This window comes from Yunchengibacter salinarum (assembly GCF_037658235.1).
GTDB lineage: Bacteria > Pseudomonadota > Alphaproteobacteria > Sphingomonadales > Kordiimonadaceae > Yunchengibacter > Yunchengibacter salinarum.
Genome location: NZ_JBBJLN010000002.1, coordinates 39885 through 62410, shown reverse-complemented (window position 1 = coordinate 62410; position 22526 = coordinate 39885). Strand labels below are relative to the sequence as shown.

At 64.8% G+C, this 22526-nt stretch carries 20 protein-coding genes and 1 riboswitch; of the genes, 9 read left to right on the top strand and 11 right to left on the bottom strand.

Annotation, left to right across the window (positions count from 1 at the left end; genetic code table 11):
* Positions 1-2: 2 nt before the first annotated feature.
* The 11 genes from WGH93_RS02485 to WGH93_RS02435 form a co-directional block, all read right to left on the bottom strand.
* The gene (locus WGH93_RS02485; protein ID WP_374763272.1) at positions 3-1916 is read right to left on the bottom strand and encodes a TonB-dependent receptor plug domain-containing protein; all 1914 of its coding nucleotides are present in this window, start codon (positions 1914-1916) and stop codon (positions 3-5) included.
* Between the two features lie 147 nt (positions 1917-2063).
* A riboswitch (cobalamin riboswitch) is annotated at positions 2064-2262 on the bottom strand.
* Between the two features lie 51 nt (positions 2263-2313).
* Positions 2314-4035 carry a methionine--tRNA ligase gene (gene metG / locus WGH93_RS02480; protein ID WP_374763271.1) on the bottom strand — a complete coding sequence of 574 codons (1722 nt, stop codon included), beginning with the start codon at positions 4033-4035 and terminating at the stop codon, positions 2314-2316.
* Positions 4036-4627: 592 nt separating this feature from the next.
* A complete protein-coding gene (locus WGH93_RS02475; RefSeq protein WP_374763270.1) occupies positions 4628-5059 on the bottom strand; it encodes a c-type cytochrome in 432 nt (143 codons plus the stop codon).
* Entirely contained in the window at positions 5046-5570 is a 525-nt protein-coding gene (locus WGH93_RS02470) for a methylamine dehydrogenase light chain (protein WP_374763269.1), read from the bottom strand. The genes WGH93_RS02475 and WGH93_RS02470 overlap by 14 nt, the downstream gene beginning before the upstream one ends.
* Before the next feature lie 31 nt (positions 5571-5601).
* Positions 5602-6204 (bottom strand): methylamine dehydrogenase accessory protein MauD, encoded by a 603-nt coding sequence (gene mauD, locus WGH93_RS02465; RefSeq protein ID WP_374763268.1) that lies wholly within the window; start codon positions 6202-6204, stop codon positions 5602-5604.
* Between the two features lie 15 nt (positions 6205-6219).
* Complete coding sequence (locus tag WGH93_RS02460; RefSeq protein WP_374763267.1) at positions 6220-6783, bottom strand: MauE/DoxX family redox-associated membrane protein; 564 nt, start codon at positions 6781-6783, stop codon at positions 6220-6222.
* The gene (locus tag WGH93_RS02455; protein WP_374763266.1) at positions 6780-7958 is read right to left on the bottom strand and encodes an amine dehydrogenase large subunit; all 1179 of its coding nucleotides are present in this window, start codon (positions 7956-7958) and stop codon (positions 6780-6782) included. Before WGH93_RS02455 ends, WGH93_RS02460 begins: the two co-directional genes overlap by 4 nt.
* Positions 7959-7972: 14 nt before the next feature.
* Positions 7973-9487 (bottom strand): aldehyde dehydrogenase family protein, encoded by a 1515-nt coding sequence (locus WGH93_RS02450; RefSeq protein WP_374763265.1) that lies wholly within the window; start codon positions 9485-9487, stop codon positions 7973-7975.
* Positions 9488-9517: 30 nt separating this feature from the next.
* Positions 9518-11806 (bottom strand): TonB-dependent receptor, encoded by a 2289-nt coding sequence (locus WGH93_RS02445; RefSeq protein WP_374763264.1) that lies wholly within the window; start codon positions 11804-11806, stop codon positions 9518-9520.
* A gap of 204 nt (positions 11807-12010) precedes the next feature.
* A complete protein-coding gene (feaR, locus tag WGH93_RS02440; RefSeq protein ID WP_374763263.1) occupies positions 12011-12979 on the bottom strand; it encodes a transcriptional regulator FeaR in 969 nt (322 codons plus the stop codon).
* 118 nt (positions 12980-13097) lie between these two features.
* Positions 13098-14318 carry an MFS transporter gene (locus tag WGH93_RS02435; protein ID WP_374763262.1) on the bottom strand — a complete coding sequence of 407 codons (1221 nt, stop codon included), beginning with the start codon at positions 14316-14318 and terminating at the stop codon, positions 13098-13100.
* Positions 14319-14523: 205 nt separating this feature from the next.
* Between WGH93_RS02435 and WGH93_RS02430 the strand changes: the two genes are divergently transcribed.
* The 9 genes from WGH93_RS02430 to WGH93_RS02390 all read left to right on the top strand — a co-directional run bounded on the left by WGH93_RS02430 (position 14524) and on the right by WGH93_RS02390 (position 21839).
* Positions 14524-15261, top strand: a complete 738-nt coding sequence (locus WGH93_RS02430; RefSeq protein WP_374763261.1) for a 2OG-Fe(II) oxygenase — start codon at positions 14524-14526, stop codon at positions 15259-15261.
* 5 nt (positions 15262-15266) lie between these two features.
* Positions 15267-16292 (top strand): hypothetical protein, encoded by a 1026-nt coding sequence (locus WGH93_RS02425; RefSeq protein ID WP_374763260.1) that lies wholly within the window; start codon positions 15267-15269, stop codon positions 16290-16292.
* A 282-nt stretch (positions 16293-16574) separates the two neighbouring features.
* A complete protein-coding gene (locus WGH93_RS02420) occupies positions 16575-17867 on the top strand; it encodes a tyrosine-type recombinase/integrase (RefSeq protein WP_374763259.1) in 1293 nt (430 codons plus the stop codon).
* 2 nt (positions 17868-17869) lie between these two features.
* Complete coding sequence (locus WGH93_RS02415) at positions 17870-18568, top strand: hypothetical protein (protein WP_374763258.1); 699 nt, start codon at positions 17870-17872, stop codon at positions 18566-18568.
* Between the two features lie 153 nt (positions 18569-18721).
* The gene (locus WGH93_RS02410) at positions 18722-18904 is read left to right on the top strand and encodes a helix-turn-helix transcriptional regulator (RefSeq protein WP_374763257.1); all 183 of its coding nucleotides are present in this window, start codon (positions 18722-18724) and stop codon (positions 18902-18904) included.
* Positions 18901-19134 carry a hypothetical protein gene (locus WGH93_RS02405; RefSeq protein ID WP_374763256.1) on the top strand — a complete coding sequence of 78 codons (234 nt, stop codon included), beginning with the start codon at positions 18901-18903 and terminating at the stop codon, positions 19132-19134. The genes WGH93_RS02410 and WGH93_RS02405 overlap by 4 nt, the downstream gene beginning before the upstream one ends.
* A gap of 64 nt (positions 19135-19198) precedes the next feature.
* Positions 19199-19492 (top strand): winged helix domain-containing protein, encoded by a 294-nt coding sequence (locus WGH93_RS02400; RefSeq protein WP_374763255.1) that lies wholly within the window; start codon positions 19199-19201, stop codon positions 19490-19492.
* On the top strand, positions 19489-20358 hold the full coding sequence (locus WGH93_RS02395; RefSeq protein WP_374763254.1) for a DUF7146 domain-containing protein: 870 nt from the start codon (positions 19489-19491) through the stop codon (positions 20356-20358). The genes WGH93_RS02400 and WGH93_RS02395 overlap by 4 nt, the downstream gene beginning before the upstream one ends.
* On the top strand, positions 20355-21839 hold the full coding sequence (locus tag WGH93_RS02390) for a YfjI family protein (protein WP_374763253.1): 1485 nt from the start codon (positions 20355-20357) through the stop codon (positions 21837-21839). Before WGH93_RS02395 ends, WGH93_RS02390 begins: the two co-directional genes overlap by 4 nt.
* The last annotated feature ends 687 nt before the right edge of the window (positions 21840-22526 follow it).

Below are 22526 nucleotides of genomic sequence, written 5' to 3'. Positions count from 1 at the left end.
GGTTAGAAGTCCACGGCCAGACCGGCATAGGCGGCAAGGCCCGGTGCCTGAAACCCGATCACATCCTCATAGCGTTCATCGAGCAGGTTTTCAATCCGGCCCGTGACACGCACGCGATCGGTTATACTGTAACGCCCGGCGATACGCACCAGCAGATAATCATCCAGCGCCACGGTGCGGGCCGGTTCGGGGAAGGCGGGAAACAGCGTGTCCAGCGCGGTGCCCGTATAATCACCGGTCAGGGACAGACCCAGGCGGGGTGTCACCTGCCAGTCCAGTTGCCCATGGGCGGTGTGCCGGGGGCGGCGCTGTTCCCGGCTGCCGTCGGGCGTGCGGCTGGCCACGAATGCATAATTGGCCTGGCCGGTGATCGTATCGCTGAACCGGGCCACAAGACGCGCTTCCACCCCTTCGCGTTTGGACTTGCCGTCCCGGTTGCGTGCCGTGAACAGGCCGGAGCCGGGGTCGAAGGCAAAGCCGTCGATCTCGTTCTTCAGCCGGGTGGAAAAGCCGGTCACGGTCAGGCTCAGCCGGTCGCCCCACAGGCTCTGCTCCAGCCCCGCTTCCACGGACAGATTGCGCTCCGGTTCCAGGTCCGGGTTGCCGATGAAATTGTCGGGAAAGAAGCCGAAACGTTCGATGAAGGTAGGGGCCTTCTGCCCGCGCGACAGATTGGCGAAAAACCGGGTACCGCTGTGGGCCAGCCGCCAGGCCGCGCCCAGCCGGAAGGTGGTCACGTCCTCAAAGGCGCTGTTATCGTCGTGGCGCAGACCCGCATTCAGGCTCACCCCGTCCAGCGGGCGGCCGCTCCAGTCGGCGAAAAAGGCGGTATTGTTCAGGCTCTGGCGCTGGTTCGGATCGCCGAAGGGGCTGGCCGCCCCGGCCTGGGTGAAGTCGGTCTCCTCCCGCTCCAGACCCGCATGAAGGGTGTGGCGCCCGTTGATCCGCAGCGTGCCTTCAAGGGCCAGGTTCAGTTCCTCGGCCCCGGTGCTGCCATTGGGGGCGCCATCCGCGAAATTGTCCAGCGCACTGTCCAGAAAAGTGGCCTTGGCGTTCACAGTCAGCCGGTCAGCCAGAAAGCGACCCGTCAGGCGCCCGCTCAGATAGGTCTTTTCCGTTTTGGACACCCGGTCCCCGTCCACCGGCAGGCCGTCCGCGCCCACGGGGTCGAATTCATTGCGGGTATCCACATGGCGGGCGCTCATGTCCAGCGTCACCGCGCCCCAAAGATCCAGCCCGCCCCGCAGATTGGCGGTCAGATTGTCATAGCCGTCATTTTCCGCCCCGCTGCGGCTCACATTGGTGCCGGTGCTGTCGCTGGCAGTCAGCCCGCCGCGCAGGTGCCAGCGGCGCCCGTCGCCAAGGGTGCCGCCCGCGCCAAGGCCAAGCTGGCCGCGCACGGTGCCGAAAGAGCCGCCCTCGGTGCTGGCGGACAGACTGGGCGCACCGGCGCCCTTTTTGGTGATGATATTAATGACACCGGAAAGCGCCTCGCTGCCCCAGGCGGCGGACATGGGGCCGCGCACCACTTCGATACGCTCGATCTCGGCCACGGTCAGGTGCTCAAGCTGCACCTCGTCCGAGGCGGCGGGATCGTTCATTTCCACGCCGTCGATCAGAATCAGGGTGTGGTTGGCCTCCCCGCCGCGCAGGCGTAGCTGGGTCTGGCCGCCCACGCCGCCCGCGCGGGCAATGGACAGCCCCGCCACGCCCTTGAGCGCATCGGCAACGCGGAAAATCCGGGCTTTTTCAAGGTCTTCGCCGGTGATGACGGTCACCGGACTCGCCACCTCGCTGATCAGCCGGGGTGCGCGGGTGGCCGTGATCTGGATGGTTTCAGGGCCTTCCGCCGCCACACCGGCAGGCAGGGCGGCGGCAAACAGAAGTGCGCTCACAGGCGCGGTGCGATTGATCATATATCCCCCAATGGCAGGCACGCGGGGCGCCCGCCCTGTTCATAAAGTCAGCCTTTACGGGGGAATTTCGTCTCCCCGTTCCGGCAACAGTGTTGTCTTCTGTCGCCAAAACGGTTGGTCCGCGCCCACGGGGTATTCCCGCCCCAGGGCTCAGGCGACGCGACGGCAGGCTTCCTGACTTGCGGGTCATCGCCGGGGGTCCGCCTTCCCGATCATGCGATCAGTGGCACAGATGGACACCGGCTTGCCGCTTACAGTTGCGGGCACAGTCGCGGATTTGGGGCAGCCCCCGCACCGCGTTTCCTCTTAGCCCCCATGCGGGGGCACCGTCTTTTTCCTGTGTGGCAGGACAGGCCGGAAAGGGCAAGGGGGAAATGCGGCCCCCGCCCTGTGGGGGTCAGCCCGCCTCCGGGGCGCCGTATTTTTCCGTCAACTGGGCCACGCGGTCCCCGTCAATAGGCTGGAACAGAGGCGGAATGGGGGTGAAGGGCGTGCCCGCCGGCAGGGCGGACAGGGCCGGGCGGACACCTTCCGGCAGCAGCGGCGGCGTGCCCGTATCGCTGGCCTCCCCTTCCCCGAACGCGGCGCGGATGGTGGCGCTGGCACCGGGAATCACCGGGTGGCTGAGCACGGCAAACAGCCGCGCCAGATTGAGCGCCACATTGATGGCGGTCTTCGCGGCGGCCTCGTCCGTCTTCACCGTAGTCCAGGGCGCGGCCTCGGTCAGATAGCCATTGCCCGCCGCCCAGATGGCACGCAGGGCCGCCATGGCCTTGCGGAACTCCATGGCGTCCATATGTTTGCGATAATCGGCGATCAGCGGCTCCAATTCCTGCACCAGCGCCTCTTCCGCCGCGCCGAAGGCGGCGGCTTCCGGCACCTGCTCGCCGAATTTCTTGGCGCAGAACTTCATGGACCGGTTGACGAAATTGCCCAGCACATGGGCCAAATCCTTGTTCACCTGATCGGCGAACCGGTCAAAGGTGAAGGAACTGTCCCCGCCTTCCGGGGCATTGGCCATCAGCCAGTAGCGCCACTGGTCGGCGGGAAATTCCTCAAGCGCCTGATCGGTGAAGATGCCGCGCTTGGAACTGGTGGAAAACTTGCCGCCATAATAGGTCAGCCAGTTGAACCCCTTGAGCTGATCCACCAGCTTCCACGGCTCGCCGCTGCCCATGCAGGTGGCGGGGAAGGAAATGGTATGGAAGGGGATGTTGTCCTTGGCCATGAACTGCACATAGTGGACGGTTTCGTCCGCGTCATACCACCAGCTTTTCCAGTCCCGCCTGGCGGGGTCCTGCTCCGCCCAGTCGCGGGTGGCGGCGATATAGGCGATGGGGGCATCGAACCACACATAGAATACCTTGCCCTCGAATCCGGGCCGGTTCACCGGCACGCCCCAGCTCAGATCACGGGTGATGCCCCGGTCCCGGATGCCCTCGTCCAGCCATTTATAGGCGATGGATGTGACCAGATGCGGCCAGTCCCCGTGGCTGTCGATCCACTGGCGCAGCCGGTCGGCCATGGCGGACTGCTTCAGGAACAGGTGCTTGGTTTCCCGCACTTCCAGATCGGTGCTGCCGGAAATGGCGGAACGCGGGGTCACCAGGTCCGCCGGTTCCAGCACGCGGGTGCAGCTTTCGCACTGATCGCCGCGCGCTTTTTCATAGCCGCAATGGGGGCAGGTGCCCTCCACATAGCGATCGGGCAGATAGCGGTCATCCGCGGGGGAATAAAGCTGGCGGATGCTGTGTTCCTCGATCAGGCCGTTTTCCGCCAGCCGGGTGCAGAAATGCTGGGTCAGATCATGGTTGGACGGGTTGCTGGACCGGCCAAAATGATCAAAGGCGATGTGAAAGCCTTCATAGATGTCTTTCTGCACCTGATGCTGCTCGGCGCAATAGTCGGCCACATCCTGCCCCGCTTCCCGCGCCGCCAGTTCCGCCGGTGTGCCGTGCTCGTCCGTGGCGCAGATATAGATCACCTCCCGCCCGGTCTGGCGCAGATAGCGGGCATACACATCCGCGGGCAGCATGGACCCCACCAGATTGCCGATATGCTTGATCCCGTTGATATAAGGCAGCGCACTGGTGATCATCACCCGTTTGGCATCGGTCATGGCGGTCTTTTCCTTCCGGGCAATCGGCGCCCTTTTGTCAGCCGGAGCCCCGCTGGCAGGGCGGAGCCATCTTGCCGGTGGTGTAGACCAGCACGCCCATGGGATCAAGCAAGGCCACACCGCCCCACACAAACACCGACCTATCCGACAGCCGTGACCGCACCAACATTGCCTCTACCGGTGCTGCCCACGGCAGCGCCGGAGGCCACAAGCGTGGCCCGCCGCAAGTGCGGCGCCCTAGCGGAGCGCGCGCGACAGCGCGCTTGCGTGAGCGGAAAACAAACCCATCCCCACCCACACCAGCGTTGCCTCTACCGGTGCTGCCCACGGCAGCGCCGGAAGCCACAAGCGTGGCCCGCCGCCAGTGCGGCGCCCCAGCGGAGCGCGTGCGTAGCACGCTTGCGTGAGCGGAAAACAAACCCATCCCCACCCGCACCAGCGTTGCCTCTACCGGTGCTGCTCACGGCAGCACCGGAGGCCACAAGCGTGGCCCGCCGCAAGTGCGGCGCCCTAGCGGAGCGCGCGCGACAGCGCGCTTGCGTGAGCGGAAACAAAGCCGGGCCGCGCAAGCGGCCAGGCGTGAGCGGCAAACCTAATGACCCCTATTTTCAAGCCGCTCGATCTTGTCCATCAGGGCTTGGCGGGTCTTTTTCACCTCGGTCAGTGGCGCGGCGCGGTAGCGGCCCACTTCCGTGGCCGTGAAGGGGGTGAAATCGTCGGGCAGGGTCTCGGCACTGAAGCGCCGGAGCATCCAGTTCAGCAAGTCGGCGGTATCCGCGTCATTCAGCGGGCTTTGCGCCGTGCCGGGCACCCGCACCAGAAAGGCGCGGCCCCCTTCCACGCCCAGAAAGCGCGCCATGTCGCCCCGGAGCGAAGGCACCTTGTCGCCCATGCCGCTGCCGTCGGGCCGGTGGCAACCCATGCATTCCAGCTTGTAATTGATGGCGGGCGGCAGGGCTGTGGCGGGCAGGCCCATCAGTCCCGCCAGCAGCCCGATCCCCACAGCGCGCCTAACCGTTGTCATCCGCCACCCCGACGACCACCGCCGTGGAGCAGTTATAGACCACCGACTCCGTGCCCAGGCACCAGTTGATATCGTTGGACAGGCTGGGCCGATAGATCGGGCGGTCGCCCTCGCTGCGGTAACATTCGCAGCGGCCACAGGCGCTTTTGCCGCAGCAGTCATTATAGGAGATCACATAATCGCGCCCGTCAGCAGGGTTGTGGCAGGTGCCGAGCCAGGTGATGGGCGACGGTTCCGTGCCCGGCGGGCAGGTGTTCTGGCTGCCCCCGCAACAGGAGCAGAGAAACCCATCCACCCCGCAATAGCGCCAATAGTCACAGGATTGCGGGTCGCCTTCCGCCCCGCCGCCGGGGTCCGCCGCGCCCGCGGGCGCCAGGCGGGAAATCGGCAGAAGCGGCAGCAGGCCCACACCCACCAGCGCGCTGCCCAGCCGGCTGAGAAAGTGCCGTCGCGACAGGCCCCGCGCCGTGCCGCGGGCCGCTTTTTCCATCCATGTATCAAACCAGGCCATATCCGCTCCCTCGTCTGAAAGGCTCCGCGCTTCAGGCGCTGCGGCCTTCCGCTTTCATATAGTCCTGAAGGCTCGCCACATTGCGGGCCTTGGCTTCAAACAGGCTTTCCAGATGCTCCCGGCTGTTGGTCAGGCCGAAGGCGGTCAGCACGCCCTTGTCATCGATCAGCGCCGCGAAGGGCAGCTTGGACACCTGATAGGCCAGCCCCAGCCGGGTGGACACCAGATAAGGCAGGTCCGTCAGCCCCTTGGCGCGGCGAAACCCGGCATGGTCGCCCTCCCCGTCCGAGGCGATCAGGATGTCCAGCCAGCCGCGCTCCTCCTTTTCGATATGGCGCAGCACCGGCAGCAGGCTTTCGCAGATCGGGCAGGACGGCGACAGGAAAAACACCAGCGTGGACCGGCCATCGGCGCGCGGGGCGCCCACCGTGCGGGTGTCGCCGTCCATGTCCTCCACGGTGATTTCGGGCGCGCGCTCACCGGTTTTCAGCCCGGCGCCCGTCATCAGGGCGCCCGCCGGGGCCACCCGTTCATACAGCACGCCGATCTGCCGGGTCAGAGCGAACACGACCGCGCCAAGCGCGATCACCGCCAGCCACAGCAGCACATTGGACAGGATCAGGGTGATGGTCATGGGTGGTGTCCTTCCTCAAACATCCAGGGCACGCAGGCGCTTCAGCCGCCCGGCATTGCCCGCAAGGCCGCCCGCCGCCAGCGACAGGGACCAGAGCGCGCCGAGAACCAACAGGGCCAGCCCCGCATCCCAGGGGGTCAGCCCGCGATCCACCACCGGCAGAACCGCCATGGCCCCGGCGATCACGGTCAATATGGCATTGCGCGCCACCAGCCCCCAGCCAACGGTTTGCCGCGCCATGGGGCCACCGCAGCCGCAATCCAGATCGCGCCTGCCCTGAACCAGCGCCGCCGCCATGGCAACGCCAAAAAGGGCGAACAGGCCCGCGCCCAAAGCAAAGCCGGGGCCGGGCCGCCAGACCAGCAGCACGGGCACCAGCGCCTCCACGGCGGGAAGCAGGCGCGCCAGCAGCCAGCGGCCACGCGCGGAGGCCACGCCATAGCCCTGTAGCACGCCTTCAAAGCGCACCGGATCGCTGGCCTTGTGCCAGGCCGCGACGGCGAACAGCGCCGCCACCGCCAGCCCCGCGATCAGCACCAGGGCCGGGTCCACGGCCACGCTGGCAAGGGCGCCGCTCATGGCCGGGCCGCCTGAAGATAGCTGATGGTATCGCCGATATGCTCGATCTTGCGGACCATGTCGCCGCTCACCGCGTCATAGACATGCACTTCCGGCATCCCGAACAGCGCCGTGGCCAGCACCGGGTCGGCATCGTTCGACACCGCCATGGATGTGGCCATGGGGCTCAGCGCGATGGTCGCCACCTTTTCCCGGCTGTGCAGATCATAGACCCACACATGGGTGCCGGGGTTCTTGTGGGTGTTCGGCCCGCCCTTGTGCATCAGGGCATAAAGCCGCCCCACCGCCGTGCTGACCGCCAGCGGCTGAATGCCGCCAATGCGCCAGCCCGCGTCGCGCTCGCTGTCCGTCAGAAGGGACCAGCGCTGACCGGGCTCCGGCGTGCCGCTGGCCATGTCCACGGGATGAATGTGGCTGTCATAGGTGGAAAACAGCCATGTATCATCCACCCGCACCGCCTTTTCGAACAGGCGCGCGGAACTGTCCGGGTCGAAGAAGGGATCATGGTGTTCCAGTTCGGCTGTCAGGTCGTCGCCCTTCAGCGTGACGGTCATGAAAGCGCCATCGCCGCACAGGCTGTGAAAGCGTTTCGGGCCGCTGGGAAAGATCATGGCGCAGCCGGGAATGTCCACTTCCCGCACCATTTCACCGGCGGCCACGTCCACGATGGATACGCTCTGGCCCGGTGTGAAATTATAGATGGCCGCGTGGCGGTCCCCGTCCAGCAGGGCGTAGTTGCCAATAAAGGGCAGGCCGGAGAAAACACGCGGCGGCAGCACGGTTTCATCCACCGGGGCCAGATCGGTGAAGCTGTATTCGGTCAGCACGTCCGTCCGTTCGCCCCGCGTGCCCCGGCTGTAATAGGTCTCCGGGATGTAAAAGCGATCGGCGGAGTCCGGGATCAGCAGGAAGCCGTGGCCGTAGCCGGCGCTCACCATGCCCTCGAACCGGCCCGTGTCACCGTCCACCAGATAGGCGCGGCCATCCAGCATCCGCGTGAAGGACACGTCATTGACCCAGAAATGGTGGGCACCCGCCTGTTCGGGCATGGTCTCCACCGTCAGATCCTCCACCGGCAGCGGGGCGGGCCGGTCCTGGGCCGTGGCGGCCCCCGGCATGAACAGGGCCGCCCAGGCGACAAGGCCCGGTGCCATGTGTCTGAAGGCTGTCTTCATCGCTCTCTCCCCGCCTATAGCGCCATCAGGGTGGTTTTGAGTTCGGTGTAGAGGCGGATCGCCTCCGCGCCGTGCTCGCGCCCGAAACCGGATTGCTTCATGCCGCCAAAGGGCAGGCTGGCATCCACCAGATTATGACAGTTCACCCAGACCGTGCCCGCCTTGATCCGGCTGGTAAGGCGGTGGGCATTGCTCAGATTGTTCGTCCACACGCTGGCGGCCAGGCCATAGGCGCAGTCATTTGCCTTTGCCACCGCCTCGTCCGCATCCGCGAAACTTTCCGCCGCCACCACGGGGCCGAAGATTTCCTCCCGCACGATGCGCATGGTCCCCTTGCAGGCCGCGAACACGGTGGGCTCCACGAAAAAGCCGGGGCGGTCGGGGCGGTTGCCGCCAGCGACGATTTCCGCGCCCTCACCGCGCCCGGCTTCGATGTAATCGAGAACCCGCTTCTGCTGCGCCTCGGACACCAGCGGCCCCATGTCCGCCTTGGGATCCAGACCGGAGCCAAGCGTCATGCCCCTGGCCGCTTCCGCGAGTCCGGCGATCACATCATCATAAATCCTTTCATGGATATAGAGCCGCGATCCGGCGGTGCAAACCTGGCCATGGTTGAAGAAACTCGCCATGGCGGCGCCCTTGACCGCCGTTTTCAGGTCCACATCGTCCATGATCACCACGGGGCTTTTGCCGCCCAGTTCCAGGCTGACGCGCTTCATGCTCTCCGTGGCGGTGCGGTTGATGATCTTGCCCACTTCCGTGGAGCCGGTGAAGGCCACCTTGTCGATCTCCGGGTGTTCGGTGATCGCCGCGCCCGCCTCGGTACCAAGGCCGGTGATCACATTCACCACGCCAGGCGGAAAGCCCGCCTCGCCGACCAGCTTGCCCAGATAGAGCGCGGTCAGCGGGGTTTCCTCCGCCGGTTTCAGAACGCAGGTGCAGCCGCAGGCCAGCGCCGGTGCCAGCTTCCAGATCGCCATCAGGAAGGGGAAGTTCCACGGAATGATCTGGCCCACCACGCCCACCGGCTCCGGCGTGGTATAGGCGTGGAATTTCGCGTTCGGGATCGCATTGATGGACGGCTGAATGGACCTGCCCTCGATCTTGGTGGCAAAGCCCGCCATATAGCGCAGATAATTGACGGCCCCCGCCACATCGACGGCGCGGGCGAGCCCCTTGGCCTTGCCATTGTCCAGGCTTTCCAGTTCCGCCAGCGTGTCGGCATGGGTCTCCACCAGGTCGGCCAGCTTCAGGATCAGCCGTTCCCGCTCGGCGGGCATCAGGGCCGGCCAGGCGCCGTCCTCGAAGGCGCGGCGGGCGGCACGGGCCGCTTTGTCCACGTCCGCGGCGCCGCCACGGGGAACACGGGCAAGCATGGCCCCGGTGGCGGGGTTCGGGGTTTCCAGCATGGCGCCGTCGGCGGCGGCCAGCCATTCACCCCCGATCAGAAGGCCCTGCCCGGCATCCAGAAAGGCGCGCACCGCCGGGCTGATGGGGGCTTCGGTAACGGGTTCATTGCTATCCGGCATGGGTCGGTCTCCCTGGCAAAGAGCCACTGACTAGAAGTTAAACTCGATCGAGCCGCCAAACCACTGCGGATGACCGATCATCTGCTGAAAGAACCCGTCCTCGAAGAAGGGGAACTTGAAGGTGGTGTATTCCTTGTCGAACAGATTGTTGACAAAGGCCGACACCTTGTAGCGCCCATTGTCACCGGCATAGGTGATTCTGGCATTCCAGATGGAATAGCCATCCTGTGACAGCAACGGATCGTTATCCAGCGAGAAGAACTGCTCGCTCTGATAGGTGAAGTCCACCTGATAGCTCAACTCGCCCGCGTTCCCCATCGGCTGGTAATAGCGGAACACGCCATTGAGCGTGGCATTGGGGGCGAAGGTCAGCTCGCTGCCCAGCAGGTCTTCATTGCCCGGCAGAACCCGTTTCACCTTGCTGTCCATCAGGCCCGCGCCGAGCGTGGTCTCGAACCCCTCGAAGGGATTGGCCACCACTTCGGCCTCCATGCCATACACTTCCACCTGCGGAATATTGGTCAGGATGGAGGTGGCGCCGCCGCCTTCCAGATTGATGTTCAAAAGCGCCTGACTGTCTTCATAATCATAATAAAAACCGGTCAGGTTGAACCGCAGCCGTCCGCCGAACATCGAGTTCTTGGACCCCACCTCATAAGAGGTGAGCGTTTCCTTGTCATAGGGGGTGAAGCCCGCCTCGTCGAAGATGAAAGTGGCGTTGAAACCGCCGGACTTGAAGCCCCGCGCCACGCTGGCGAACAACATGTTGTCCGGCGTGACATTATAGGTCAGCCCGACCTTGCCGGATACATCGTCAAAGGATGTCTTCCGCTCCCCGCCCGTGCCGGGGCCGGTGGCACCATTGATGGTGCTCTCGAAATCCATGCGCTTTTCCTCGTCGGTGTAGCGCAGTCCCAGGGTCAGTTCCAGATCGGGCGTGATGGCATAATCCGCCTGGCCGAACAGGGCGATGCTCTCGGTCTCGATGGTATAGAGCCCGCGATAGTCCAGCAGCACCGGCACCACGCTCGGCGGCGGCGCCGCGCCCACATCGATCAGGAAGTCATCCAGTTCATTGTTCACCAGAAGATCGGCGCGGCCATCCTTTTCATCGGTATAATAATAGGCCCCCAGCACCCAGTTCAGCTTCGGCGTGGAACCGGACAGGCGCAATTCCTCGCTGAACTGGTCGCTATCCACGCCAAAGGTGGGCACCAGATAGGGATTGGGGCCCACATCGGTGTCTTCCTCGTGCAGTTTTTCCACGCTTTCCCAGGCAGTGATGGAGGTAAGGTCCACACCCCCCAGCGTGAGATTCACGGTGGCGGACACGCCCGCTGTATCCACTTCCAGAACGCCCTGGCGGTCAAAGTCCCCGGTATAGATGTCGCCGTCCGCATCGCGGTAGCCGGTCACGTCCTGGCATTCGTCATTGAGGATGCGCTCATTGGAACAGGGGGCGAAATTTTCGTCCAGAATGCCCACATGGTCATAATAGGGCGCGAACTGGTCCACTTGCCCGGCATGGCCTATCAGCAGCACATTCGCCGTGTCGCTGGGGGCCCATTCAAGCTGCCCGCGCACGGAATAGAAATCCGTATTGTTGGCATCCTGATCCGGGTCCAGCCGGTTGGTGACGAAGCCATTGTCCTTTTGATAGACACCGGAAACCCGCCCGCGCACCGTATCGCTCAACGGGCCGCCAATGCCGCCCTCGAAGCGCACTTCGCCGAACTCGGCCACGTCCAGCTTGGCGAAGCCTTCCAGTTCGGGCGTGGGCTTGCGGGAAATGAAGTGCACCAGCCCGGCGGTGGCGTTCCGGCCATACAGCGTGCCCTGCGGCCCGCGCAGCACTTCCACCCGTTCCACGTCGAAGATCTGGATGGTCTGACCGGCCAGCGTGCCCAGATAGGTGCCATCCACATACATGGCCACCGGGCTTTCATTGCCGTCGCCGAAATCATTCAGCCCCACACCGCGCAGGGAAAAGCCGGGATTGTTGCCCTCCCCCACCGGCGTACCGAAACTGAAGTTGGGCACCTGAGAGGCGATGCTGGTGCTGTCCTCGAAGCCCAGATCGCGGATCGCGGAACCTGAAAGGGCCGTTACCGAGACCGGCACATCCTGCGACCCTTCCTCGCGCTTGCGCGCGGTGACGGTGATCTCGTCCATCATCACCTGCGCGGAGGCCGCCTCGCTCACAAGCCCCAGCCCGGCAAGACCGCCAAGGCCACCGGTCAGAACACCGGAAAGCGCGGTGCCCAGAAGCGTGCGCCCCTTCAAACGACGAGATGCAGACGGTTGATTGCTACAACGCATGGGTCCCCCTCCCCTGATGAGTGATGCCGCGCAGCCGACCCCCTGCCGGGGCGCGGTCTGTCATGCCAGTGTCACACTACGCGGCGCGGGCCGGGGCGGCTTGTCTGGGTTTGCCAGCTTCTTTGCTAAGCGTGCCAAAAACGCGTTTTGCACCGCGTATGGCAGGCATGGCGCCCCCGGCACTTCGGATCAGGCGACCCCGCTTCAGGCACTTCGGGTCAGGCGGGCCTGTCGAAAAGCGCTGGGCGTGGCCCCGAAGCGCGCCTTGAAGGCACGGGAAAAGTGCGCGGCATCGGAAAAGCCGCAATCGAACGCCACCACGGTCAGCGACCGGTCGCTCATGGCCGGATCGCACAGCATGGCCCGCGCCCGGTTCAGACGCTGCTGCCACAGCCACCCCGCCGGGCTCATGCCGGTTTCCTCGAACAGGCGATAAAGCTGGCGGCGGGACATGTTGTTCTCCGCCGCGATGCGGTCCACCGTCAGGTCCGGGTCGCTCAGGCGCTCCTGCACATAGGCCGCGATCCGCTCCAGATGCCTGCCACCCACCACCGCGCCGCGCCTGCCAGCGGCACCTTCCGCATCCCGTCCAGAGACAACGCCCTCCAACAGGCGGAACACCATGTCGAACGCCACTTTCTGCTCCGCCGGGTTCATGGTGTCCCCCAGCCGGTGGCACGCCTGCACATGGCCCGCCAGCATGGCCCCCAGCCCGGTATCGCCGCGAATGGGCGTGGCGCAGGGCACACGATCCGTCCCCATCCAGTCGCTCACCAGGGGCAGCGGCAGATGCAGGGAAAGCTGCTCGTTCGTTTCGTCATAAGAAAACCGGGACGGATAGCGACTGTCGATCAATGTCAGATCGCCGGGCCGCAAATGGGCTTCCAGTCCGTTCTGGGCCAGCCGCGCCTGCCCGCCCTTCTGGAAAACCAGAAAATAATAATCGCTGGACGACTGCCCCAGATGGGCACGGCGCTTGGTAATGCGCCGGGCATTACAGGCGATATGGGCGATGTCCGCCGGCCCCATCCGCTTGACGCCGATATGACCGCGCACGCGCCCCCGGTCGCGGAAGTCGCTGTCAAACGGCCCGCACACATCACGCAGGACATCATTCCACTGGCTTTCGCTGTGGACCGGGCTGGTGGCGTGAAAGGACTTCTGCTCGTGCATGATTCAATCCTTAATCTGGAATTAACTATGGATCACAAACCGATCACGAACAAGAGAGCACGGGCCTTTTCGGGTGCTTTTCCATACGTTTATCCCTCAAAAGCTGTATCGATAAACGTCAGGGTCGTCGCAGCAGCAATGCCGCCGAGGCCAACCCCAATGCACTGAGAATCAGGGCCACCGAAACCGGGCTGCCCTGATACAGCATCGCCACCAGCGCCGCCGCGCCCGCCCCGGCCAGCATCTGCGTGGCCCCCAGCACCGCCGCGGCGGAGCCGGCAGCCCCGGCAAAGGGTGCCAGCGCCCGCGCCGTGGCGAGCGGCAGCATCACCCCCACGCCCCCCACGAACAGGGCGAAACCGGTCCATATGGGGATGAAGGCGGGGCTGTCGGTCCACACACTTGCGAACAGGGCAAGCCCGCCACCACCCAGCACCAGCGCCGCCGCGCCCCGCATCAGCACGCCATCGGCCATATGGCGCACCAGAAACCGGGCCGCGGTGGCCCCAAGGAACCAGAACACGGCCACAAAGGCGAACAGCGGGCCAAAGAGATCGGCGGAAAACCCGAAAACATCCACCAGCAAGGCGGGGGAGCCGGTCAGAATGGCGTAATAGCCCGCAAACGGCAGGGCGACCAGCAGCATGGCGCGGCGCACCTCGGCCATGCCCGCCATGCTTCGTGCCACGGGCCAGGGTGCCAGAAAAGTGCTCATGCGCAGCCTTGTGCGCCGGTGGGCGGGCACGGTTTCCGGCGCGATGCGCCAGACCAGCACGGCCAGGCCACAGGCAAACACTCCCAGGCTCCAGAAGGTGGCCTGCCAGTCCACCCCGTCGGGCAAGGCCGCCAGAATGCCACTGCCCGCCAGTGGCGCCAGAAGCGGCGCCAGGCCCAGAATGGCCGTTACCTTGGCCAGAAGCGATGCGGCGCGCGCACCGCTGGCAATGTCCCGAATGGTTGCGCGGCCCACCACCGGCCCCACGCCGCCGGTCATGCCATGCACGAAGCGCACCGCCAGAAGCGTGTCGAAATCCGGTGACAGCGGCGTCAGAAAGGCCAGCGCGGCGAACACCAGCAGGCCGCCCAGAAAGGCCGGACGGCGGCCCACCGCGTCGGACAGCGGCCCCCAGATGAACTGGCCCAGCGCATAGCCCACCACGAACACGCCCACCACCAGCGCCCCCTGCGCCGAGGGTACGCCGTAAGCCGCCGTCACCTTGGGCAGCGCGGGCAGGCTCATATCCACACTAACGGCTGTCAGGCAAACGAGCGCCGCCAGCAGCGCCTCGAACCGCCGCGCCCCTGCAGGCGTGCCAAGTGCATCGCTTTGTGCCGTCATGCTGGCCCCTCCCTGCGCCACCGTCCACGGCGATGGCTGGCCGGTCTGTCCCCACAGCGGGGGACAGGCGCGCCGGAGCACCCCTAAACCATAAGCCGTGTTTACCTTTTTTTCCCTGTCATGATAGCCCTCTCCACTCACGATAAAACGGTGCCTGTTCAGGCACTTGAAGACAGCCCCGGAACAGTTGAAGGACAGGCGCCCCATGCCGGCAGATACCATCGCGGCCCTTCAGCCCCGCTGGCGCAAAGATGCCTTCCCCCAGACGCCGGACAGCGCCATTGAGCGAGAAGGCAAAACCCGCTGGACCAATGTGCTGGAGCCAGATTTGGCCGCGCGACTCTATGAATGGGTGCGCGCCTTTGACGGCTGGACCACATCGCTTCAACAGAACGGCACACATTATACCGTCACCGCCGAGCAACGCAGGGCACTGGACACCACCACACGGCAGCAGCTTCACCATGCCGCCTGCGCGCAGGCGGCCCGTGGCTTTGGCTATCATTTCGACAGCTTCCCCATAGACGATGCGCTGGCAGCCCATGTCTGCCCGCCGGAATTGCGGGCCGTTCACGAACTGATCAATTCCAGCGGGTTCCTGGCCACCATGCGGCGCCTTCTCAAGGCACCGGATATCGCCTTTGCCGATTGCCAGCTTACCCGCTTCGGCCCCGGCGATTTCCTGACCGCCCATGATGATGATGTGGCGGGCAAGAACAGGGTGGCCGCCTATGTGCTGTCCCTGACCCCTAACTGGCGGATCGATTTCGGCGGGATGCTCTGTTTCCACGACGAAGAGACACAACGGGCCACGGGGTTAAGCCCCCTTTTCAACGCCCTGAGCGTTTTCACCGTACCGCGACGCCACAGCGTCTCCGCCGTGGCGCCCTATGCCAACCGCTATCGCTACAGCTTCACCGGCTGGCTGCGGAAAAAACGGTAGCCTTGATGACACACCACAAGACGGGCGGCACCCTGCCGCCCCCTCACTGGATGCCCATACATCTGGATCAGGCAGCCGGGCGTGTCCTTTTCAGGGAATTGGACCTGGCGGCATTCCGGCGGGCCCCCTTTCATGACGGGCGCACCCGGATCATCACCGACCGCCCTGCCGATGCGCGCCTCTTAAGCGATGTGATCGCCGCCTGGCGGGCCGCCACCCCCGCACCGGATCGCCTTTTGCTGCACCAGTCCTTTTGCGGCTCCACCCTTCTGGCGCGCGCCCTGCAAATGGCGGGATGCGCCGCCAGTTACCGTGAACCGCAAATCCTGATTCAGGCTCTGGAAAGCCATGCCCAACGGGCGGACCAACCGGCGACAGAAGCCATTCTGGCGCTCTTTCGCCGCGCACCTCAAGGCGAGCAGCCCTGCGTGGTCAAGCCGTCCAACTGGGTGAATCCATATCTCGCCGCGCATCCCGTGGCATCGGCGCCCGGCCTTGTCCTGCTGCGCATTGATCTGGTCGCTTTTCTGCTGGCGAACCTTCGCGGCGGGAAAGACCGCCTTGGCTATTCCCTGTCACTTCTGAACCTGCACCTGTCCATGAAACCGAGCTGGAAACCGCTTATTGCGGACATCAACCGCATGACCGGCACATCGCCGGTACGGGCGCCGCTTCACATGCTGGCGGTTCTCCATGCCTTGCAGGAGCAGGATTTCCAGACCCTCGCGCAGCGCAATGCCGACCGGGGCAACCGCCCGGCGCTGGAAATAAGCCATCGGGGTCTGACGGAAAACCTGCGGGATACACTGGATCATGTATGCCGCGCGCTGGGCCTGAACCCGGCTCACACGGATGTGGAACAGGCCCTTGCGCCCCTGCTGGCAACCCACGCGAAATCCCACGGGATCAACCATTTCCGGCTCCCGGACCAAAGCCGGGCGGACAATGCCCTGTTCCATGAATTCAGGGACGACATCATCGCCACCGAGACATGGGCCGCCACACACCTGCACGGCCACAGCCAGCCCTGATCAAGGCGGGCGGGGCAGGCCCGCGCGTCGCTCCGCTATCGCGTCACTGAGCCCGTGCCGCATCTTCTCAACCTGACCATTCCCCCACAAAAAAAGGCGCCCGCAAGGGGCGCCTGTTTTGTGGCGGAGAGGACGTCCGCAATTCTTCAATGATTTCATGTTGTTACCTGTCGCATATACCTTCTTATGTACCGGAAAACCGCCATTTTCCTGTTGCGCCCCTTTGCGCCCTATCGCATGGTATGACTTCTGGGAAGGCATACTGATAGGGATACGGTAACAATGCCAAGGGCGGCGAAGGAACTGACGGCGGCAGAGGTTCGGCGCATAGCCGCGCCGGGCTTTCATGCCGTGGGCGGGGTGGCCGGTCTGGGCTTGCGGGTGTCGCCAACCGGGGCCAGCCGGTCATGGGTGCTGCGCTACTATATCGGCGGGCGGCGGAAAAATGCCGGGCTGGGCCGCTTCCCTGATGTAACCCTTGCACAGGCCCGTGAGCGGGCGCGGGAGTTTCGGGACCAGCTTTGGCAGGGTGTGGACCCGGTGACGGAACGCCGCAAGAAGCAGGCGGCCCTGATAGCCGAACAGGCGGCGGGGCTGACCTTTGAGGAAGCCGCCCGCCAGTGCCACGCGGCACGGGAAAGCGAATACCGCAATGCCAAGCACCGGAAAGAATGGATAACCACCCTTGAACGCCACGCCTTCCCCGCCATAGGGCGGGTATCGGTGGACGCGGTGGACCTGCCCCATGTGCTGAAGGTGCTGGAACCGATCTGGCACACCCGCACTGAAACCGCCAGCCGGATTCGCCAACGCATGGAAGCGGTGCTGACCTGGGCCACAGTCACCGGCCACCGCAAGGGGGAAAACCCGGCCCGCTGGCGGGGCAATCTGAAAGAAGTGCTGCCCGCCCCCAACAAGATAGCCAAGGCGCGGCACCATAGCGCCCTGCCATGGCAACGCCTGCCCGCCTTCATGGACGCCCTGCACCAGCGGGAAGGCATGGCCGCCAGGGCGCTTGCCTTCACCATCCTGACGGCGGCCCGGTCAGGGGAAACCCGCAAGGCGGAATGGGCTGAAATTGATCTGAAGGCCCGTGTGTGGACCGTCCCCGGTGAGCGCATGAAGGCGGGCCGCCCGCACCGGGTGCCGCTGTCCGATGCGGCGGTGGCCCTGCTGCAAAGCCTGCCCCGGATGGATGGGAACCCGCTGGTGTTTCCCGCGCCGCGCGGTGGCGTGATGACCGACATGACCATGGCCGCCGTGGTCAAACGGATGCACCAGACCGCCATTGATGCAGGGGGCGAGGGCTGGACCGACCCCACCACCGGGCGGCCCGTCACCGTTCACGGTTTCCGGTCCACCTTCAAGGACTGGGCACGCAACCGCACCAGCTACCCCGATGAAATTTCTGAACTGGCGCTGGCCCATGTGAACAATGACGCCACCCGCGCCGCCTATGCGCGGGATGAACTGCTGGCCCAACGCGCCCGCCTGATGGGCGACTGGGCCACCTTCTGCACCCACCCGTTCGAGGCCGGGGCGGATGTTGTCAGCATCGGGAGTATGGAAAAATAGATATGAGCAGGTACTTTGAACCAACCGAGGCGGAATGGTCCGAGGAAAACCCCGTACCGCTCGACCGGGCCGAGGCCGAAGAGCGTTTGGGCTGCGAGATTTCGCCCGAAAGGTGGGAGCGAATCCGCAACGAATTCGCTTTTTACGCGCAATTCCAGCGCGACTCAAACAACGGCGCGCTGGTCAAAAATAACGACAAAAACAACCCCGACAGCATCGGTCCCAAGGGCGCCAGCGCAAAGAGAAAAATTAAAAGTATCATGGACCACACAGTGGACCTGATGAGAATGGACGATTACTTCAGGGAGTTGGAACATGCTTTCTTTGAAAAAAACTACGGGCAAGACTTCGATGTGAGGGCCGCCCTCGAAGAAATATGGGGCGCGGCGGAACGCTTGTACAAGTTTCAATCAGTTTGCGATGGGGATGTGGAAGGCAGCGCCTATACTACCGCCGAGCGGCGCAATGAATTCATAACACGGATATTTTTTTACCTTTTGCTCGACGGTGTAGAGCCCCAAGTAACCAGCGGGAGCCGGGCAGGCGAAGGCATCGAATATTCCGACCTTACCCCCTATGAGCAAATGGTGAAAGATTGCATCGAGAGCGCTGGCGGCCCATTACCGGAAACGCCCGAGAGATTCGCGAAGCTATGTTTGCAGGCCCGAACGAAAGCGTGCACCCGACTGGATGCACACTAGAATTCCATTTCCTGTTGAAAAACAAAGATATATCCGTCCGCAACGCTAGGGTTCTAAACGCGGATTAAAAAATCCGCATTCGCAACCCTGACCGCGCAAGGGAATGCCGCCAAACTCCATGCATCGACATTCAAGACGCATGGAGATTGAGCGATGCAATACCTATCCGACCTTCAACTTGCTGACCGCTTTGGCGTGAACCGGGCGACCGTATGGCGCTGGGTTCAGGCCGGGCATTTTCCCCGCCCCGTCAAACTCACGGAAGGCTGCACCCGCTGGCGTGCGGCGGACGTGGAACGCTGGGAGGCTGACCGGGCCGGGGGTGACGTGGCATGAGCGCCCAGACTCTACACCCCACGACCCTGCACCCAATGGCCGCGCGCTTTCTGCATGAGGCGCGCCAGGCATCCCCCGCCACCGCCTGCGGATGGCTCGCCATTATGGGGATAGACCCCACCGGCACACCTGACCCCTGCGCCACCATGGCGCGGGTTCTGGAACAGCGGCTGGCCCACCCCGCCGTTGCCGTCAAATTCGAGCGGCTAAAACCCCATGAAACCGAATGAGAAGGCCGCCGGGTGCGCCCCGGCGACCTGTGAAATCGTCCAACCAGCATAAAGGACGCCTGCAATGTATCCGAAATCCCGAACTTACACAATCATCCCCGCCGATGGCGGCCCCGCTTTCACGGTGGCCCTGAAGGGCCGCACGGCCTGGGCGCTGGACCAGCTTATTCAGGCCGGGCCGCGTGGCCTGACCACGCTGGAAAACCCCGCGCCGCGCTGGTCCGCCTATGTCCACAATCTGCGCGCCGTCGGGCTGACCATCGCCACCCGCTATGAGCCCCACGGCGGGCCATATCCGGGCCAGCATGGCCGCTATATCCTGAAAGACCGGGCCGCCCCGGTGGAGGTGGCCGCATGAGCGATGCACGCACCCTGACCGCCGCCCTGCGGGGCCGCTGGTACGGGCATTATGGCACCGCCTTTTGCCCGGCCCACCCGAACAGCCGGACGCCTGCCCTGTCGCTGGCCGATGGGGGCGGGGGCCGCCTGCTTCTAACCTGTCATGCAGGCTGCACCTTTGATGCCATTCTGGCGGCCCTGAAGGCGCGCGGGCTGGTGGACGGCACCGCCCCGGCCCCCGACCCGCTGGCCCCGGCCCGGCAGCAGGCGGAAGCCCGGCACAGGGCTGACCAGCGCGCCCGGCAGGCGGGCGAGATATGGCAAGCCGCGCAACCGATCGAGGGCACACCTGGCGAACGCTATCTACGGGGACGGGGCGTCACCTGCCCCTTGCCGGGCAGCCTGCGCTTTTTGCCCGACTGCTGGCACGGCCCCACCGGCCAGCGCCTGCCCGCCATGATTGCCCGCATTGATGGCGCGGACGGGTTCGGGGTGCATCGCACCTATCTTTCCCGTGATGGCCGCAAGGCCGCCGTGGCCCCGGCAAAGGCCATGCTGGGCCATGCGGTGGGCGGTGCTGTCCGCCTGACCGATGGCGGCCCGCTGGTGGTGTGTGAAGGCATCGAAACCGGGCTTTCCCTTGCCAACGGATTGATGGACGGCCCCCGCACCATCTGGGCGGCCCTGTCCACCAGCGGCATAAAGCGCCTGCGCCTGCCCTGTGCGCCGGGCCGCCTGACCGTGGCCCCGGACGGTGACCCACCGGGCCGGGAAGCCGGGGCGGACCTTGTGGGCCGCGCCCGCGCCCTTGGCTGGGACTGCTGGGCGTTGCCCGTCCCCAACGGGCAGGACTGGAACGACATTCTGCAAAAGGGGGCGGCATGACCATCGCACAGGAAATCCCCGCCCCATCCGACGGGCCGGAACCCATCGTGGCACAAAGCCCACGGCCAGCCACTTTCCCGGTGGAAGCCCTTGGCCCCCTGCGCCCGGCGGTGGAAGCCGTACAGGGGCAGACACAAGCCCCCGTGGCAATCCCGGCGGGTAGCGCCCTGGCGGTGGCATCGCTGGCCGTGCAAGGGCTGGCGGATGTGGAAACCCTTGGCGGCTATGCGCCCCTGTCGCTCTATCTGCTGACCATCGCCAGAAGCGGGGAGCGGAAAAGCGCCTGTGACCGGCCCCTGATGGCAGCCCTGCGCGACCATGAGCGGGAACAGGGCGCGCATTATGGCGCGGCGCTGGTGGACCATGAAAACGCGAAAGCCGTGTGGGAAAACCAACGGACCCGGCTAATCAAGGAAGCCGCCAGCAACAAGCCGGACGCGCGGAAGGCGGCGGAACAGGAACTGGACATTCTGAACCAGCCGCCGGAACCGCCCGCCCTGCCAGACCGCACCGTGTCCGAACCGACCTTTGAAGGGCTGACCCGCCTGTTCGCCACCGGCAATCCATCGCTGGGGATATTTTCGGACGAAGGCGGCCAGATGCTGGGCGGCCATGGCATGAGCCAGGACCACCGCCAGAAAACCATCACGGCGCTTTCCGCCCTGTGGGGCGGGGAGCCGATCAAGCGCACCCGTGCCGGGGACGGCGCGTTCACCCTGTGGGGCCGCCGCTTGGCGATTCACCTGATGGCCCAACCGGTGGTGACGGAAAAACTGCTGGCGGACCCGCTGGCACAGGGGCAAGGCTTTCTGGCCCGCTTTCTGATAACCGAACCGCCGTCCACCATCGGCACCCGCCTTCATGCCCGCAACCGGCACGACCCGGCGGCGCTGGATGCCTTCAACGCCCGCCTGCGGGATATTCTGGGACAGGACATGCCCCGCCAAGATACCGGCGGCGGGCTGAACCCCCGGCAACTGCCCTTGTCGCCGGAAGCGCGGGAAAGGCTGATTGTCTGGGCGGACCAGATTGAGGCGGCGCAAGCCCCCGGCGGCACTTATGCGGACATGACCGCCAGCGCCAGCAAGGCGGCGGAACAGGCGGCACGCCTTGCCGGTGTGCTGACCCTGTGGGCAAACCCGGATGCGCCAGCGGTGGACGGGGAGGCCATGGACCAGGGAATCACCCTTGCGGCCTATTATCTGGATGAAGCCAAGCGCCTGACCGACAAGGCGGCGGTATCCGAAGCCGCCCGCCAAGCGGAAGCCCTGCGCCATTGGCTGGTGAACGGCTGGCCGGAACCGGATGTATTGCCGGGCGACGTTCTGCAAAAAGCGCCCACAAGGGCTTTAAGGGACCGGGAAGCGGCCCGCCGGGCACTGGCGCGGCTGGTGGATGCCGGATGGCTGGTGCCCCATGAAGCCGGGGCGGTGGTGCGCGGCAAGGCCCGCCGGGAAGCCTACCGCATTGTGCGCCCATGACGCGGTGAGGCGGGCGGCATGGCGGCATGTGCGCCGCCGTGTTCGGCCCTGTGTCGCCAATATCACCGGTGTCGCACGCCCCGCCAACGGTAAGACACGGCTGCCCCCTTGGCCTGTGCTAAACGTGCTAAAACGGCTAAACAGGAACCGGTGATTAGCACATTTAGCACGATTAGCACGCAACCCGGCCCGGTCACGGCAGAATATAACCCGGTCCACTTACCCCCGCTGACCCCTTGCGAATCGTGCTATTCATGCGAAACACGCGCCCTTGTTTCGCGGGACTAGCACGTTTCGCATAGACCGCCCTTAACGTAAGAATGGGGCAAAATACGAAAATCGTGAAGGCCTATTCAAAACAGCGACTTGAAGTCTTAAATCGACTGAGTTTTTCACCACCCACGCGCCCGCGTGTACTTATCACGAAATCCTCATATCCCCGCCCGCGTGTACTTATCGCAAAAACCCTGTTGTGCCCCGTGAGCGGCAACCGCCTACCTGCCCCATGGGGTGTGCCATAGGTTCTTCTGGCGTGCTTTCAATACGGGCGCATAGCGCGCAAAGGGTAGGCGGCTTCTGGCGGGAAAAGCCGGATAACACCAGCCGATTCCCTGCCCGGCCCCTGTTGCATCCCATGGCATCCTATCACCTTTCAGGAAGGCATCACCATGGGCATACTATCCGTAT